The sequence below is a fragment of the Paenibacillus sp. 05T425 genome (assembly GCF_056396205.1).
Window position 1 is genome coordinate 71,897 of record NZ_JBFTLA010000018.1, and the last position, 16,993, is coordinate 88,889.

Sequence of the window (16,993 nt, forward strand, 5' to 3'; positions counted from 1 at the left end):
TAATTATTATCAATTAATATCCTACCAAGATTTTCTTTTCTGTGTCAATACTAATTTGTAAATCAGTCCTGCTTGAAAGGTGGCTGAACCTTTATTGCTAACTGTATTCCATATAAAAGGGCCTCAGGAGCCGCAATCGACTGACTCCTGTAAGCCCGTTCACAGTCCTGTTATACGCTTTGAACTTCCGCCTCTGCTTCTGCCTCCGGAAGCGGATTTCGAACGATTTTTACATCGTAGAAAGCAATTTTGTTGTTGATGATATATTCCGGCGTCTCGCGGTGGGAATGCGATTCGCGGAAAGCTTCGCTCCGCGTCCACGCTTGGAAGTCTGCTTTGCTCTCCCATCGCGTGCTGACCGTTACTTCGTCGTATTCTTTCGTGTTCTCAGTCAGCATGACTTCGAGACCCAAAAATCCTTTCATCCCTTCTACCTTGCCTATGCGGTTAAACCGCTCGATCAGCTTGACTCCATTACCCTTCGTAATTTGCGAAACATTCGTTACAATAACCATTGTCGTTTCCTCCCCGGATTGTGGTATTGGCATAATAATAGGATAAGTGCCTTGCAGGTCCACCTTGGCTCTTATTCCGAACACACTTAACATAAAACGAGCATCAATCACTGACTTTGGCGGCCCGCTTGCCGCTACGCTGCCGTCCTCCATCGCGATCAAATAATCGCCGTAAGCCGCCGCTTGCTGCAAATCATGCAGCACCATCACGATCGTCAGCCCCAGCTTGCGGTTCAAAGCCCGCAGCATCTCCATCAGCTCAAGCTGATGCGACATATCCAAATACGTCGTCGGCTCGTCAAGCAGCAGGATGTCCGCCTCTTGGGCAAGAGCCATCGCGATTCTAGCTTTCTGCTGCTCGCCGCCGGATAGCGTATGGAACATTCGGTCCTCGTTGTGGCTGATACCGACAGTCGTGAGCGCCCAGGTTACTACATTCTCGTCTTCCTGCGTCAAGCGGCTGCGAAAAGCCGACTGGCGCGGGGCGCGGCCCATAGCGACAAGCTCTCGTACCGTCATGTCCGGCAAGTGGCTTTTCTCCTGCGCGAGCACGGCAACCATTCTAGCGAATGCTTTCCTAGAATATTCGTCGCCTTGACGCCCGTCGTACTGAATGTCTCCCCCGTTAGGCTTGATCGTTCTAGCGAGAAGACGAAGCAGTGTCGACTTGCCGGAGCCGTTGCGCCCCACGATCGCCGTTATTTTCCCTTTCGGTATCGTCTCGGTAATCGAATGAAGCTCGAATCTTTCTTGCTTGTAGATTAAATCCCTTATCTCTAGCGACATCTAGCGGATCAGCCTCCTCTTCTTCAGCAGCATTAGGAAAAATGGTGCTCCAATGCATGCGAGCAAGATGCCTGCCGGCAGTTCAATCGGATCAAACCAGCTTCTCGCCGCTGTATCGGCTATGACCATAAGAGAGGCTCCGCCGACGATCGAATACGGTAACAAATATCGATAGTCGTCTCCGATCAGAAGGCGTACGGCATGAGGTACGATTAACCCAACAAATCCGACCAGCCCTGCAACGCTGACTGCCGCACCTGCTAATAACGAAGCAAGCACGACAATTAGGAAGCGCTGACGCTCTACATGCTGTCCGAGTGACGAAGCGGACTGATCGCCCAGCATGAGCAAGTTCGTCGTCTTCGCTGCGAATGGAACAAGAAGCAGCCCGATTGCGGCATACGGCAGCATGAATTGCAGATGAGGCCAGCTTCTGCCGCTCAAGCCTCCTGCCAGCCATGGAATTACACTCTGAATCCGGTCACTGTTCAGCACCATGATGCCGTTCATTACACCGCCTAGCAACGCGTTCACAGCAATGCCCGCCAGTACGATCTTCACCGGAGAGCTGCTGCCGTCCCACGCCAGCAAATAAATGATTAAGGACGAGAGCAGCGCTCCTGCGAAGGCAAACCCTGGCAGCAGGTAAGCGAATTGCGGGAAAAGCACCAGTGCGATCACTGCCGCCACGCCGCCGCCTGCGGACACGCCGACGATGCCGGGATCTGCAAGCGGATTGCGCATAACTCCTTGAAGCAACGCTCCCGAGGCGGCTAAGCATGCGCCTACCAGCAGCCCGATTAGCACCCGCGGCAAACGCAGGTTCCAAATAATCGCTTCGTGCGCAGTGTCGCCTGCGCCGAACAGCGTTTGCCATATGTCCGCTATCGAGATCGACACCGAACCGTTGCCTATTCCATATATGGCCGAGACGATGAGCAGCGGTCCGGACGCGATGCCAAGCCACCGTCTTCGATTTCTTCGCTCCTTCATGCTCATGGCTCCAACAACTCCGTCAGCAGCTTAACCGCTTCCGCTACGCGGGTACCCGGATTCGTGCCGAACAGCTCTGCCGGGAGCACATGAATGCGACCCTCGCGAACGGCGGACAGCGAGTTCCAAGCCGGATTGCCTTCCATCTCGCGGACAAACCCTTCCTGAACTTCCTCCGAATTGCCATGCGTCATGATCATGATGACGTCTGGATTCGCTTCAACTACGCGTTCCGTATTCAACTGCGCATAATGCGGATAGTTTTGCAGACGAGGGAACTCAGCCGCCATATTCTTACCGCCTGCTGTCTCCAGCAAGTTACCAGCGAGCGAACTCGGCAGCGCTGCGAGGTAAGTGCCAGGCGCTCCGTATACCATCAGCACGCGTCTGCCGTCTTCGTGCTGCACGCTCTTCAGACTTCCGAGTTCATCCTCCAGCTTAGCTAGAAGCTCCTTCGCCTTCGTTTCGCGTTCTAGCAGTTTACCGAACAGCTCGATTTGCTTCTTAATATCCTCAATCGAATTCGCTTCCGTCAGAACGATCTTAGATCCCATTCCCTCTATTAGAGGAACATCGTTGTTATTAATAGGATAATTGCCTAATACGACATCGGGCCCCAGCGATGCGATCTTCTCCAGATCGACCGTATGGACGGATCCGACAATCGGCACATCCTTGACCTGCTCATTCAGGAGACCATCGTTATCCTCAGGTCTGCCCACTACAACGCCGCCGAGCGCATATACAATATCGACTTCCCCATTGCCAAGTGAGACGATTCGGCTAGGAGCTTCCGTGAATGATACTTTCCTATCTGCGAAGTCCGTCAGCATGATCTTGCCTATCGAATCGCTCCCGTTCTTTGCACCTGCGCTGCAGCCCGACAGAATGGTTAGCGCAGCCGCTGCTCCGATCATCAGCAACTTCCATTTCATCGCATGCCTTAGTATTGTATTCTTTTCTGTTGTTGCCGACTTCAAAATGCATGACCCTCCGATTTCCCCCGACATTGAGAGAGATTATCATTAATGGCTTCACGAGGATTTTACTTGCGCATTGTGAACGGAGCATGAATTCCAGATTACAGTTTTACCAACTGTAAGATGTTCCCTGTAACCTCCCTCCTGTCGTGGTGGAAATTGTAATTTAATGTTCACGCTCCGTTCATAAACGGGCTGTAAAATTTAGTTTGTCTAAGGCGATGTACACGCCGGACGCTTTCTGAGAGAGAAGAACGGCACGTATACCGGTGCGTCCGTACTTAGGGAACAGAATTTTTTTTGCATCACTAGCGATAATGATTATCATTATCTTGGCATCTTAGTATCTCTATAGCTTCGCCATCTGCATGATTCTGCTTGTCGAGGGGGAATTCAAGCCCATCAATGAGTGGGCAGTACCAAACTATCGTTGCCGTTAACGCATCATTGTTTTAGTAAAATACTTATTTCAAATCAAAGGAGACTGATATCAATGAAATTCACTTTGAAAAAAGGCTTGCCTACTCTGCTTCTAGCTCTTGTAATGTCCCTTGTCCTGATTGTTGGTTCTGCTTCCGCTGCGACCGATCAAAACTTCCGACTCGTCAAAGCCGCTAATCCGACTGAAACTTCAACAGCCGACGGTTATGCCGTTAAACCTGCTTCGATCGCCAGCGACGGCGAAACGGTAACACTCGGATTCACAACTTCGTTGTTGTACAGCATCAACGGACTAAGCATCTCCTATGACGGAGGTTCCAGCTATACTCCTTTCACTGGTTCGACATCGGGCGGCGTTATCTACTACACGTTCCCTATTGATGATTTCAGCGTGAATGCCAAAGCAAAAATCTCAGTTTCGGTATTCGGACTGTATAACGCTACACACGATATCGAGATTGAATGGCTGTAAGCAACAGTTGAAACAAGATTGAAACGGCTTGCGCCGTCATCATGTGGCGCAGCCTGCTTTTTTTTGCTTTCGCTGCACAAGCAACAGGCAGGTCGGCTCAACCGCTGATCTGCCTGTCGCTTGTGTAACGAAGGCGGTATGCGGCTTTCTATATTTATTTTGCAAAGGAGAGAGTAATCATCATGTTTTATAAGAAGTCATTGAAACGTTACTTGTCTATTCTGATTGCGAGCATGCTTCTCTTGTCTGCCTTTCCTATTTCGGCGGCAGCAGCCGAACCTGCTCCAGCTACTAAGGTACGGGACGGCGAATACGAGGTCGATTTCCGTATTTTACAGAACAATAGCGACAAGGAATCGTATGCCGAAGGACATCTCAAATCAACAAAAGGTAAACTGATTGCTGAGGACGGCGTCTACAAACTGCAAATTGATTTTATTAACTACGACTGGTACGAGTATTGGGGCAGCTTGAAGCCAGGCGGTACGCCCTCTGCGAACGCGGATGCCGTATCCCAATTCAATCAGGCAGCAGAGGTTGATGTCTCGGAAGGCACTGTCCCTCGCGGACCGCTAAACGAGAATACGTTAGTTGAAGGCTATTATGGCACAGTAGAATTTCCAATTGACGATGTGCAAGTCAAGCAAGATGTGCTGATGCACATTGTGGTGAAAGATCTTTATGTTCAAGGTCAACCTTTTGTCTACGATCATTGGTATTTGGCTCAAGTCGTAATTGATACAAGCAATCTTCCGTTTGTATCCGTCGAAGAGCCTCCAGTGACCGAAGAGCCAGACGTAAGCCTTGATGATCTTTCCTGGCAAATCACTTTAGCCCAATCCTTATATAACAGTACCCAAGACGGCGCATGGCATGGGGCATATAAACCGGGAGCAAGGACTTCCTTGAATTATGCTATCAGCGATGCTATCGAGGTCGAGAGCGACATGGCGGCGACCGACGAAGAAATCGTTACGGCTTACAATGCGCTAGTCCAGGCGTTGAATGTGTTCAGGCAACAACGTGTTACGGTTAACAAATCATTGTTGCTGACCGCGATTCAAGAAGCAGAGGCTTTCGCTGCCAATCTGTCATACGTTACAAATGCCGGGGTATATGTCGAGGGCTCGATTGCCGGGCTGACGTCTACAACTATGGGTACACCGATTACGAATGCGAAGGCTGTATATGACAATGCTCTGGCCACACAAGATCAAGTCAATGCAAGCGTAACTTCGCTTAGTACGGCGACGACCGCCATTAATAACGCCAGAATAATAGCGACAGATGCCCGTCTCATCGTACTTGACTCCCTTGATTCGGATGCTGTTGTATCCACGAAAAGTTCTCTCTTTGGTTCAACCGCGACTATTCTAAAACGCAGCACGCCTCGCGAGCATGCCAATATTATCATCAATGACAATATTCCAATTACGTCTATCACCTACTACAGGCCGAGCACGGACGGCACTCCCACATTTGTGATGGATCTGCCTGTTACAGTGGCGTCTACTGGCTTAGATGCGGGAACTGGTCAATACTCCGCCCAATTACAGCAAAGACATACGACTTTTAATAATCAATCCATAAGCGGCATCGTCTTAATGAACTATTCAACTGCCGATGAGCCTAGTGTCACTGAATCCGTCTATCTAAGCCTGAACGGCACATTGCTTGATAATCTAAACGGCGAAATCGCGGATGCGCAGGAGCTGCATGATCGCGCCTTGAACGGCGAATTAAGCGGTCAGTACGACATTGACGCTTTGGCGACGCTGCAAGCCACTATCGATACCGCCATTGTTACGGGCTCTCAATTGTCCGCTACACGGTTGGACATTAGCGCTGCTTCGGCTGCGCTGTCTGAAGTCGTGACTACGTTCCTGTCCTTGGAACGATCAACCTTGAACTACACGATCGCTCATGCGACGGATGCGGCCTTCTCCAGCGCGGATAGCTACTTCGAGAAACCTGCCCGCGTTACCCAAATTAGCGGTACTGCTTATGATGCGACGATTAAAATTTTGAACAGCTCGCAAGTAACGGAGTTCCAGTTCAAGCAAAGCGAAGGCGAGTATGTCGATGCCGACGTTCTGTACGAAAACGCTGCGGAAGATTATCGTATTGTGCTGCTCCATGGCATCGATATAAGCCAGCTGCAGAACGTCAAGCTGCATGTTTCCATTCCGGTAGCCAATTATGATCGAACGCATGAAGTTCGCTTGAACTTTAACGGGGTGAACAACTCCTTGTTATCCTCGGAGTTCCTTGAAGCCATGTCGACATGGCGCGGAGCCAAAGCGGGAACTGCAATCGGTGAATATCCTGCCTCGGCGATTTCCACATTCAAAACCGCCATTGATACGGCGGGTGGAGCTGCCACACAGCTCAATGGAACCCAGATCCAAACAGATGCCGCGTTAATTGTGTTACGTATGGCGATTGCCGCTTTTGAAGCTTCTGTTAATTTGACCGGTACGGAGCCGGGAACTGATCCTGGACCGGGCACTCCGGGTAACGGCACGGATCCGCAATATCCTGCGAACGGAAACTATTACATTCCTTTTACCGTCCTGAAGTATGGAACGGAATCACTATCGGTAGCTAACGATTATTTTGTCAGCCCCGCTCTTGTTAAAGTGACTGGAGGAAACAAGACCGTATCCTTTACTGTCGTACAGAGCGCCGAAATTACCGGACTTAAGATAGGTGGCAGCAGCGGCTCCGTAACGTCGAGAGACGCCGCGAACAACACACGCGTGGTAACCTTCAACTTGTCAAACTTGGCTTCCAAACTAAGCGCGTGGGTGAAAATCGATTGGAGCGCTTTGAACTACCACCATGAATACGATATTCATTTCAAATTCGATGAAGCCCAGGCCACATATGCCGGCAACTCCGGTGTCATTGGAGGCGGCTCGGTCGGCCCGCCAGCCCTGCCTAACCCGGACGAAGAAACGGAAGGCCAAGAGGGTGAAGAAGGCGAAGTCACTAACCCGAATGGCGAGAACGGGCAAGAAGAAACAAACCCAGAAAGCAATGAAGGTCCGAACATTCAATTCTCCGATACCGCAAATCACTGGGCGAAAGACGTTATCGAACGTGCAGTCAAGCTAGGCATCGTCAGCGGCTTCTCGGATGGCAGCTTCCGTCCGAACAACATCGTGACGCGCGGCGAGTTCGCCGTTATGATCAGCAAAGCGTTAGGCCTCGAAGGCGAGGGTGAAGAAGGCGCACTGAAAGACCTCGACAGCATTCCGAACTGGGCTAAAACCCATGTAGCGCGTGTCATAACTGCAGGTTTAATCGCCGGTTTCGAGGATTCGACGTTCCGTGCAAAAGGTCATTTGACGCGAGCACAGCTTGCAGTCATTATTTCTCGCGCTGCGGGGCTTAAACTGGATCCGAGCGCCACTCTATCCTTCGTTGACGGTGATGACGTTCCAGCTTGGGCACAACAAGAAGTATCCGCTGCAGTTGGAGCGGGATTAATTAAAGGCAAAGACGGCAACCGATTCGATCCGAATGCCGCAGCAACCCGCGCGGAAGCTCTAGCGCTTATTATCCGCCTGCTTGATTACTTAGACTAATACGCAAGTAAGAAGCAGCCCAAGACGTTTAAACGTATTGGGCTGCTTCAATTTGTAATTTAAAATTCATGCTCCGTTCATACTCCAGTAGTAGAATCAAACTTGCTGTTCGGACGATAATGATTCTCATTATCTTTGGTAGTCGTTCATCTGCACAGTGCCGTCTCCTTGCGGCCTTTTGAAATACAACTTCGTAGCGGGAGGGAACCATTTATCACGTTAATCGGTTTTGTTGCCAAGTAGATAGCATTGGCCGATACATGCATCACCTTTATTTCATTGCTTTCTTAAAAAATCATCCTAAGGAGTGTTACACCAAATGCGCAATAAGCTTCGCTCGTTCACAGCACTTTTTTTGGCGCTGGCTCTGCTGCTTACGATTTTACCGGCGGCTGCCTCGGCTCAACAATCCGCTCCGGCTCTGCCGGCAGACGGCGTATACGAAATTCCCTATCAATACTTAAAGGATGACGGCTCGGGCTCGACCTCCTCGATTAATAACTATGCCGTTGCAAACACAGGTAAATTAACGATCTCCAACGGTAAAGCGACTTTTTCCCATGAAATGAAAAGCTCCGAGCTGTTTACGTATATCGGTATTTTAAAGCCCGGCGAGACGAAGGCGACCATTACAAGAAACGGCGCTAATACAACAATCAATACAGACGATCTTGTTCGCTATGTAGCAGCAACAACTGCTCCTATTGAAGATTCGACTACCCATTCCAGCACGGTTACTGTAAACATCGACGATATTTACACCACTCAAACGGTACTGGTTAACATTGAAATGACGTCACCTGTTTATTCCGCATGGCATAACGTCTACTTAAGCTTGGATCTGGAAAACATGACGTTGGTCGATAACGGCACAGGAGAAGGTACAGACCCTGGTACAGATCCTGGTACAGATCCTGGTACGGATCCGGAAACGAACCCTGGCACGGATCCGGCCACGAATCCTGGAACAAATCCGGGAACGAATCCTAATAGTCTGGCCGACGGAAAATACAGCTTGAACTTCGTTATTCTAAAAGCAGGCACTTCTCAAACATCGGTTATGAACGACTATGTCGCGCATCCAGGCCGGTTGTTGGTTCAAAACGGCATTAAATACATGCAAATTTATTTAAAGCAAAGCAATGAAATTACATCGTTTATGGTCGGAGGAAGCGAAACCTCTACCATCGATAGCAATGCTAGCGCCAATACGCGAAGAGTACAATTTGAAATTGATGAAATTCCGTCCAAATTGAGCGGCTCTGTAAGCATCAACTGGCCGGCAATCAACTATGTAGAGGAATACGATGTCGATATCGAGATTCGCTCCGCTACACCCGTTCAAAATTGGGGTTCCGACAACTTCGGGTCGATTCCTGACCGTCCGAATCCGAATGACCCATCGACAGGAGAAGAAACAACGGAAGAACCTGGCAACGGAACCGGGGAGACCGGCGAGAACGGTACTTCCGAGCCTAACCCATCCACTCCTGCAATCGTGTTCAACGATACGGCCTCACACTGGGCGAGCAAAGCGATTGAACGCGCCGTGCAGCTCAACATTGTATCCGGTTATCCGAATGGCGATTTTAAACCGAACGCCTCCCTCAAACGCTCGGAATGGACGACTATTCTTAGCCGTGCATTAAAGCTGGAGAACTCGGGCAAAACAATCGACTTCGCCGATGCGGACAACATTCCGGCTTGGGCCAAACCATTTATCGAGCAAGCTCTGTCGGCTGGTATCATAAGCGGTTACGAGGACGGCAGCTTCCGTCCGAATAAAGAGATCTCCCGAGCGGAGATGGCGGTTATGATCGTTAGAGCGCTCAAGCTGCCGCTAGAGGATGCCGGTACGTTGACATTCGCTGATGCGGGTCTAATTCCAGACTACGCCAAAGCTTATATCGCAACCGCAGTCAAACACGGTCTAATCTTCGGATTGGAAAATAACCGCTTCGGGTCCGCCCAGCCAGCTACCCGTGCAGAGGCCGTCACCGTCGCGCTGCGCGCCGTCGATTATTTGGCGTCTCGACAACAGAACGCTCAATAAGCCATTAATAAGCCATAACAGCACTTGCTGCATCATTAGAGAAGGAGAACTCCGTTTGCGGGGTTCTCCTTCTCTCGTTATTTATCAGCATTCCACTTCAAAATCGGCGGCTGCCAGCCAACTGCCATCCACGAAGTTCCGGCCGCGCACGCGCACCTTGTCCGCGTAGATTTCGACATAATAGCCTTGGCTTCCCTGTACATAGGCGTCGTCGTCATTCCACAAGTAAGCGACCGATGCGGTATTGAACATGACTGGCCCCCGATCGCCGGCGCGATGCATCGTATGAGGGGACTCCAGATGCCAGTGGGTATGCCCGGTGAACAGCAGCGCTTGCGGATGCTTATGCAGCACCGAACGCAGCTCTTCATCCTCTTCCACGCCGAACCAGGCTTGATGCTCCAGCGAACCGGCTACCGTGTTCTTCAAAGGCTGATGGAGGAATACGAATACCGGCTTGCCCGTCGCCGCGTCTTCCCCCAGCTTCTCGTCCAACCAGCCAAGCTGTGTTTCCGACAAGGTCGCAAACCGCTCCAGCCCTCGCTCCGTCCCGAGAAACACAAAGTGATAACCGCCGATCCAGTGATCGTGGTAGGTATCTCTCCTGCCGCTGACCGTCTCGTAACCTTCCATCCGGTACTCCCAATCGCCCAGCGCGACATCGTGATTGCCAACCGTATATGCGATGGCCGGCAGACGGTTCTCATAATCCCGCAAAATACGCTGCAGCGCCTCATATTCTTCAATTAAGCCATGATCGGTAATATCCCCTGCGTGCATGATCCCGCAGCTCTCGGATGCATATTCGCTTGAAGCGATATCCTCCAGCGCCAGCCTAAGATGACGGTTATATAAATGATTGTCGTCGGATCTGATATGCGTATCCGATAGAATCTGAAAGCATGCAAGCATCTCCGGCTTCTCGGTCTCATCGGCTCTGTTTTTCATAAAAATTCCCCTTCCGTTAGTAGGCAAGACTATGCTCGCCCTCCTTCATGGCACTCCTTCAGGAATGCGCTTTGGAGCTCATGTTCAGCCCCACCACCCCCACGACTATGACAAACATCCATAACATCGACGTTATAGACAACCGCTCATGGAAAAACCATACGCCAGCCGCCGAAATGAGTACAATGCCGATACCCGACCATGTAGCGTAAGCAACGCTCATATCCATGTAACGCAGCGCGAAGTTCAAGCAGGTAAAGCTGATTCCGTAAAATAAAAACATCAGTATCGACGGCCACAGCCGCGAGAAGCCTTCCGACATCTTCAAGGACAAGGTGCCGCTTAATTCCAGCAAGATGGCCAGCCCAAGAAACATCCAGCCCAGCTCGCTCCCGTTCAATCCTTTCAATTGCGCTAGCCTCCCAACTGCAATTCCTGGTAGCCTAGAATGATATGACTAGCATCGGGGTAGGCTGCTTGGCCGCCCGTAAGCGCAATTCGCAGATTAGCGCCAACCGAACGCCCCATCAGCATATCTCCATTCGTGTCGCCGATAACGGCCGTTCTTGCCGGGGTAACGCCCAGCCTTAAGCAAGCGAGCTCCGCCATATCGCCGAACGGCTTGCCTCGCTCCACCTGATCCGTTCCGATTACCGCCTCAAAATAGGGACGAATGCCAAGCCACTCCAGATGGCGGAGCGCCGCATCCGTTTCATCCGCCGTTACGACGGCCAACTTGAACCCCTGCTGCATGCAGGCGTCAAGAAACGATTGCACACCCGGCAACAGTCGTGCAGGGCGTTCCTTCAACAAAGCAACGTTCGCGTGCTCGCCGCAGCGGATTGCCATCGCTCTTGCTTCCGCCCAGGACATGCCGGCCATATAACCTTGCCAAGCAAGCACGGCGTATAAATCGGCCATCGTTCCCATCGCCAGCGGTCCGTTGCGATCGTACTCGACTATATGCCCGCCGTCATCGTGCTGCGTTCCCCAAAGCAGGGGAATCACTGCCGCATCAAGAGTTTTCAGCCCCCGTCTAGTCAGCTCTTCACTAAACGCAGACATGACTTGTTCGCTCCAATAGCCCCACATGGATACAAAATCGAGCAGCGTGCCGTCCTTATCCATCAAAATCGCATCCACTTCATAAACGTCGCCGCCTATGGTCAACGTAGCCATTGCTTCCACCTCTCTTGTAACTGTAACTATTGGCGGCATACGGGGGAGGAACTAACCGTTCTTCCCCGTTGCTGTTGCTGCCCTGGCATGCTTCTGCCTATTTCAATACCGCATCGAGCGCCTTCTGCGCCACTTCCTTCGCTTCCTTAAGCGCTTCTGCCGCCGGCTTGTTGCTAATCTGTACTTTATCCGCCGCAATCGTCAGCGCATCCGTAATTTTGCCGCCTGTCGGATCAATGAACGGCTTGCTCGCATGGGAAGCTTGCATGAGCGGGATACGGCTTTGCGGATTCGCTTCGCTGTAAGCTTTGAACTCCGGGTCGTCAAGCGCGGATTGACGTACCGCAATATAACCCGTGTTCATCGACCAGAACGCCGTATTCTCTGTGTTGCTGAAGTACGTCAGCCATTTAAATGCCGCTTCTTGCTGCTCCTTGCTTGCTTTGGCCGGAATGCCCGCCATAATTCCGCTTGCTACCGGCTTGCCTTTGCCGTCGCCAACGCCATCCCAACCCGGCTGCTCCATAGCTGCAAGCTGCGTGAAATCGAGGTCGCCTTGGTCGCCGCTGGAACCGGTGTAACCCGCCGCATTGCCTTTCATCACATCGTCGATCGTTTTGTACCAATACTCCCAGCCTTGGCCTCCGGAGTGAATGCGCATAATTTGATCCTCATGAATCCATTTGCGGAATAGCTCCCACGTTTCCACCCATTCCGGCGAATCGATCAGAACGGTTTTGCCGTCTTCGCTAAGCACCGAGCCGCCTTTGCTGAATACGGCGTCCATCATATTGTCGCGTCCCCACATCGGCTCCCAGCCGTAAAACGTCGTTTTTCCGTTTTCTTTCACGGTCATTTTGGACGCGGCATCAGCCAGCGCTTCCCAAGTCGTCAGGTTTTCGGCTTTCAGACCTTGCTTTTCCAGCGCATCCTTGCGGTAATACATCACTTGGGTCGTTCCGTACATCGGAAGGAAATACTGCTTGCCATCAACTTGTCCTTGTTCGATAAAAGTAGGCACAAAGTCATCCGGTTTCAAATCCTTTGCCGTCGCCATTAATTCGTCCAGCTCTGCGTAATAGCCTTTGCGTGCCCAGTCGTTATTGGACGACAGTACGGCTGCCGGAACTTTGTCCGCGGCAATCGCGGCTTGCAGCTTTTGCTCCGTTTCGGAATAGTCTGCCTGGACGATGCCTTGAACGATGACTTCCGATTGCGATGCGTTGAATTTGTCGATTATTTTCTTCATATTGTCGCCGAGATTACCGCCGAGACCATACCAGAACTCGATCTTCACCGGTTCGGTTACCGCCGTCTGCTCGGGAGCGGCGTTTGTTGCGGAGTTAGTCGCCGCATTGGATCCTTCCTGCGAGTTCGCTCCCGTATTGGAACCGCAAGCCGTAAGTAAAGCAAAGCTGGAAATAAGCGTAAAAGCCAACCCTTTTTTTAACGTATTCATTTTAATAGGCCTCCATTAACTATAATATGATTTCTCTTTTCTCTCCTACCCTTTGTTGACACCAGCCGTGAAGTTGACGCTTTGCATAATCGTTTTTTGCGTAAAAAGAAACAACAGCAGCAGCGGAGCTATCGTGAAGGCGCTGGCAGCCATAATAAGCGGCCACTTCAGCCCGTATGCACCTCCCTCCACAAAAAAGCTGCGCAGACCGGCCGATACAAGCTGCAAATCCGGATTTTTCGTAATGAGCATCGGCCAGAAGTAGTTGTTGTATTGTTCAATGAACGTAATAAGCACCAGCACGGCGAACGAAGCTCTCGTCAGCGGAACGATTATCGTCCATAGAATTCGCAGATGGGAAGCACCATCGATCCGCCCCGCCTCCACAAGCTCATGCGAAACCTGCATGAAAGCTTGCCGAATAAGGAATATCGAAAACACGCTAACCGAGTTGGATAAAATAAGTCCCGCATAGCTGTCCAGCAGATGGAGCTTGGACAAGACGACATAACCCGGCAAATACACGGCAGTCGTCGGCACCATATAGCTGACCAGTATGATCGCTGTCAACGAGCCCTTCAAACGAAACGGCATATGAGTCAGCGCGTACGCCATCATGCCCGAATTGACGACTTGGATCAGCGCTATGGCGCAAGCTACCGTCACGCTGTTCAGGATATACCTGGCGAAATTCGCGCTCTGCCAAGCGTCGACAAAATTGCTCCATAACGGTACGGCCGGCCACAGCGCAGGCGGCGTCTGCCAAATTTCATCGTTGGTTTTCAGCCCGCTGGTTACCATCCAGTAAAACGGGAAAGCCATAATCGCGCACAAAACAATAAGCATGACATGCATCAATACTCGCCTGATTCCGTTGCTCTTGGTCATTCATCGCATTCCTTCCTATTCAGACCGCCTGGCCGTCTTTAATAATGAACCGACTTGCGGCTCAAGGTGAATGAAACAAGCGACAGCAGCGCGCACCCTGCAACCAGCGTCACCGCAACAGCCGAGGCTTCRCCGATGTTGAACGCTTCGAACGCTGACTGGTAATACAAATACAGCAATGTGCGCGTCGATCCGGCTGGTCCACCTTGCGTCATAATGTTGATCTGATCGTATGCCTGCAACGAAGAAATAACGAGCACGACCGTCAGGAAGAACGTCGTAGGAGAGATCAGCGGAAGCGTAATTTGCCAGAACTTACGCGTTGCTCCCGCCCCATCGATGCTGGCTGCTTCAAGGATGTCACCCGGAACATTTCGAAGGGCCACCAAGTAAAAGACCATCGCCCAGCCGATTCCCTTCCAGACGGTGACGAGCAAAATACCGACCAATGCCCACTCCGGATCTCTTAACCAGCCTACGCCTTCCGCTCCGAACCATCTTAGCAAGGCATTCGCAAGTCCCGCCTCCGGCTCGAAAATCCACGACCATACGATCGATACCGCAACGGTTGGCGTAACCCAGGGAGAGAACAGAAGCGCCCGATATACGCCGCCCAGCCGCATCGTTCGGTTCAGCAGCACGGCTAGAGCTAGTCCGCCAGCCAGCGTCGGCAGCACATTGCCTAGAACAAAAAGCAGCGTCACTTTGAGAGACTCGTAAAATGCAAGGTTTTGCAGCAACGCCACATAATTGTCCAGTCCGACAAACGGCTTGTCCTCGCTCATGAAGTCCCAGCTCGTCAAGCTTAAATAGAATACATAGCCGATCGGGAACAACCAGAACACGGCGAGGGGCACCATAGCGGGCAACGTGAACAGCAAAGCTTGCAGCTCCCGACCTAATCTCAACCTATTCATAACCTTTACCTCCGTTCAAAATATTTTTAACATTAAGGAAAATATTGAAATTATTGTTCAAACGATTGTATCGTACAAAAAATATTGTACAATCAGAAGTGAGCAGAATGGTTATCACAGCGTAAACATTAACTAAATAAAATGTAAATGTGATGCTCTATATGTGTGCTTTAGGTTAGTAAAAGCTTTTAGTATAATTGAAGAAAGCATGCATACGAAAATGGCGGGTGAAGGCATGATAGAGGGCAACAGTCAGGGCAATGGTGAAAGCGGCAATGAAAACGGTATCGAGAGTGGTTCGGCCGAGCGACGGAGCGAGCTGCGTAGAACGGTTATTAACGCGATCGCTGATACGATGGATTTATACGGGGCAACTTATTCCTTTGGACAGTTATATGGCGTTATGTATTTCGAGGACAAACCGATGACGCTTGAAGATATGAAAACCCATATGAATATGAGCAAAAGCAACATGAGCTATGCGGTAAGATCATTGATGGAATCGAAAATGGTGACCAAACTGGAGGAGAAGCAGGAGCGTAAAGATTTGTACGTAGCCGAAACGGACTTTTTCCTCGCTTTCCGCAATTTTTTTACGATGAAGCTGCAAAGGGAAATCGACGTAATGAGTCACGCCATTGAAGACGTTATTCCCGACCTTTCCGACATTATTCTTTCTATTGATACCCCTGATGACGAACGGAAAATCTGTCTCCAGGATCTGCACAAGCTCAAGCAAGCGCTTGAGTATTATAAATGGCTGCAGCAATTCGTACAGCAGCTGGAAAACGGATCTTTTTTCAACCTCCCGCAAATCAGGAAGGAATAACCTTCCGTCCAACTAATGCATTGTTCTCTGCTTAAGAATTTAGGAAACGCTAATCGGCCGATATTACACAATCCATGCAACTAACGAATCCAGATAGGCTTATTTCGCTAAAATGGATTGTTTTTCGGTAGGTTTGGAGCGATTAGCGTGATTCAGATTCGTACACGTTGCTCTAGGCTCATGAATCAGACAATTGAGTGCTGAGGATTCGTTAAGAGGAGCGTTTATAAGAATGTAACTCTCGTGCCCCGCGACGGCTATTCCGCACCGGTTGAACAGACTCCTTGAGAATACTTCAAGGTCGGCATCTGTAGCTTTCTCTATGGCCGGGCCTGCTTCTTCGCCCTTTCATCGATCGAAGGTTCAGTTACTCTCCCAGGCTGGGAGAGGTAAGTCGCCATTTCTGCGCACAACAAAAAACCAACCGCATGTAGATGCGGTTGGTTCCTCGTGCTTGGCGACGTCCATTCCGCACCGGCTGAATAGACTACTTGTGCTTACTTCGAGGTCGGCATCTGAACCTTCATCTATAGCCGGGCATGCTTCCTCGCCCTTTCATCGATCGAAGGTTCAGTTACTCTCCCAGGCTGGGAGAGGTAAGTCACCGCTTCTGCGCACAACAAAAAACCAATCGCATGTAGATGCGGTTGGTTCCTCGTGCTTGGCGACGGGCATTCCGCACCGCCTGAATAGACTACTTGTGCTTACTTCGAGGTCGGCATCTGAACCTTCATCTATAGCCGGGCATGCTTCCTCGCCTTTTCATCGATCAAAGGTTCAGTTACTCTCCCAGGCTGGGAGAGGTAAGTCGCCGCTTCTGCGCACAACAAAAAACCAACCGCATCTACATGCGGTTGGTTCCTCGTGCTTGGCGACGTCCTACTCTCCCAGGACCCTGCGGTCCAAGTACCATTGGCGCTGGAGGGCTTAACGGTCGTGTTCG

General features: G+C 50.7%; 13 protein-coding genes and 1 rRNA gene. 4 read left to right on the plus strand and 10 right to left on the minus strand.

Annotated features, from left to right (window positions below):
• Positions 1-170: 170 nt before the first annotated feature.
• The 3 genes from isdG to AC1DF0_RS28730 are packed head-to-tail and all read right to left on the minus strand — an operon-like array spanning position 171 to position 3,229.
• The gene (gene isdG, locus AC1DF0_RS28720) at positions 171-1,301 is read right to left on the minus strand and encodes a heme oxygenase (protein WP_477576808.1); all 1,131 of its coding nucleotides are present in this window, start codon (positions 1,299-1,301) and stop codon (positions 171-173) included.
• Positions 1,302-2,300 carry a FecCD family ABC transporter permease gene (locus AC1DF0_RS28725; RefSeq protein ID WP_442050257.1) on the minus strand — a complete coding sequence of 333 codons (999 nt, stop codon included), beginning with the start codon at positions 2,298-2,300 and terminating at the stop codon, positions 1,302-1,304. It abuts the gene before it with no gap.
• Complete coding sequence (locus AC1DF0_RS28730) at positions 2,297-3,229, minus strand: ABC transporter substrate-binding protein (RefSeq protein WP_442050256.1); 933 nt, start codon at positions 3,227-3,229, stop codon at positions 2,297-2,299. The genes AC1DF0_RS28725 and AC1DF0_RS28730 overlap by 4 nt, the downstream gene beginning before the upstream one ends.
• 538 nt (positions 3,230-3,767) lie before the next feature.
• Between AC1DF0_RS28730 and AC1DF0_RS28735 the strand changes: the two genes are divergently transcribed.
• From AC1DF0_RS28735 to AC1DF0_RS28745, 3 genes are all read left to right on the plus strand, one after another.
• Positions 3,768-4,187, plus strand: coding sequence for a hypothetical protein (locus tag AC1DF0_RS28735; protein WP_477576811.1), 420 nt, complete (start codon positions 3,768-3,770; stop codon positions 4,185-4,187).
• A 182-nt stretch (positions 4,188-4,369) separates the two neighbouring features.
• Entirely contained in the window at positions 4,370-7,777 is a 3,408-nt protein-coding gene (locus AC1DF0_RS28740; RefSeq protein ID WP_477576813.1) for an NEAT domain-containing protein, read from the plus strand.
• 319 nt (positions 7,778-8,096) lie between these two features.
• Positions 8,097-9,830, plus strand: coding sequence for an S-layer homology domain-containing protein (locus AC1DF0_RS28745; RefSeq protein ID WP_477576815.1), 1,734 nt, complete (start codon positions 8,097-8,099; stop codon positions 9,828-9,830).
• A gap of 84 nt (positions 9,831-9,914) precedes the next feature.
• Here the strand turns inward: AC1DF0_RS28745 and AC1DF0_RS28750 are convergent, their stop codons facing one another.
• The 6 genes from AC1DF0_RS28750 to AC1DF0_RS28775 all read right to left on the minus strand — a co-directional run bounded on the left by AC1DF0_RS28750 (position 9,915) and on the right by AC1DF0_RS28775 (position 15,221).
• The gene (locus AC1DF0_RS28750) at positions 9,915-10,778 is read right to left on the minus strand and encodes a metallophosphoesterase family protein (protein WP_477576817.1); all 864 of its coding nucleotides are present in this window, start codon (positions 10,776-10,778) and stop codon (positions 9,915-9,917) included.
• A 58-nt stretch (positions 10,779-10,836) separates the two neighbouring features.
• Positions 10,837-11,154 (minus strand): DMT family transporter, encoded by a 318-nt coding sequence (locus AC1DF0_RS28755; RefSeq protein WP_442050306.1) that lies wholly within the window; start codon positions 11,152-11,154, stop codon positions 10,837-10,839.
• A gap of 38 nt (positions 11,155-11,192) precedes the next feature.
• Positions 11,193-11,957 (minus strand): HAD family hydrolase, encoded by a 765-nt coding sequence (locus tag AC1DF0_RS28760; protein ID WP_442050251.1) that lies wholly within the window; start codon positions 11,955-11,957, stop codon positions 11,193-11,195.
• Positions 11,958-12,054: 97 nt separating this feature from the next.
• Positions 12,055-13,416, minus strand: coding sequence for an ABC transporter substrate-binding protein (locus AC1DF0_RS28765; RefSeq protein ID WP_442050250.1), 1,362 nt, complete (start codon positions 13,414-13,416; stop codon positions 12,055-12,057).
• A gap of 45 nt (positions 13,417-13,461) precedes the next feature.
• Positions 13,462-14,271 carry a carbohydrate ABC transporter permease gene (locus tag AC1DF0_RS28770; RefSeq protein ID WP_442050305.1) on the minus strand — a complete coding sequence of 270 codons (810 nt, stop codon included), beginning with the start codon at positions 14,269-14,271 and terminating at the stop codon, positions 13,462-13,464.
• Positions 14,272-14,342: 71 nt separating this feature from the next.
• The gene (locus AC1DF0_RS28775; protein WP_442050249.1) at positions 14,343-15,221 is read right to left on the minus strand and encodes a carbohydrate ABC transporter permease; all 879 of its coding nucleotides are present in this window, start codon (positions 15,219-15,221) and stop codon (positions 14,343-14,345) included.
• A 208-nt stretch (positions 15,222-15,429) separates the two neighbouring features.
• Here AC1DF0_RS28775 and AC1DF0_RS28780 point away from each other — a divergent pair, with 208 nt between their 5' ends.
• Positions 15,430-16,050, plus strand: a complete 621-nt coding sequence (locus AC1DF0_RS28780; protein WP_442050248.1) for a GbsR/MarR family transcriptional regulator — start codon at positions 15,430-15,432, stop codon at positions 16,048-16,050.
• 866 nt (positions 16,051-16,916) lie between these two features.
• Here the strand turns inward: AC1DF0_RS28780 and rrf are convergent.
• A 5S ribosomal RNA gene (gene rrf, locus AC1DF0_RS28785) occupies positions 16,917-16,993 on the minus strand; the annotation flags it as partial.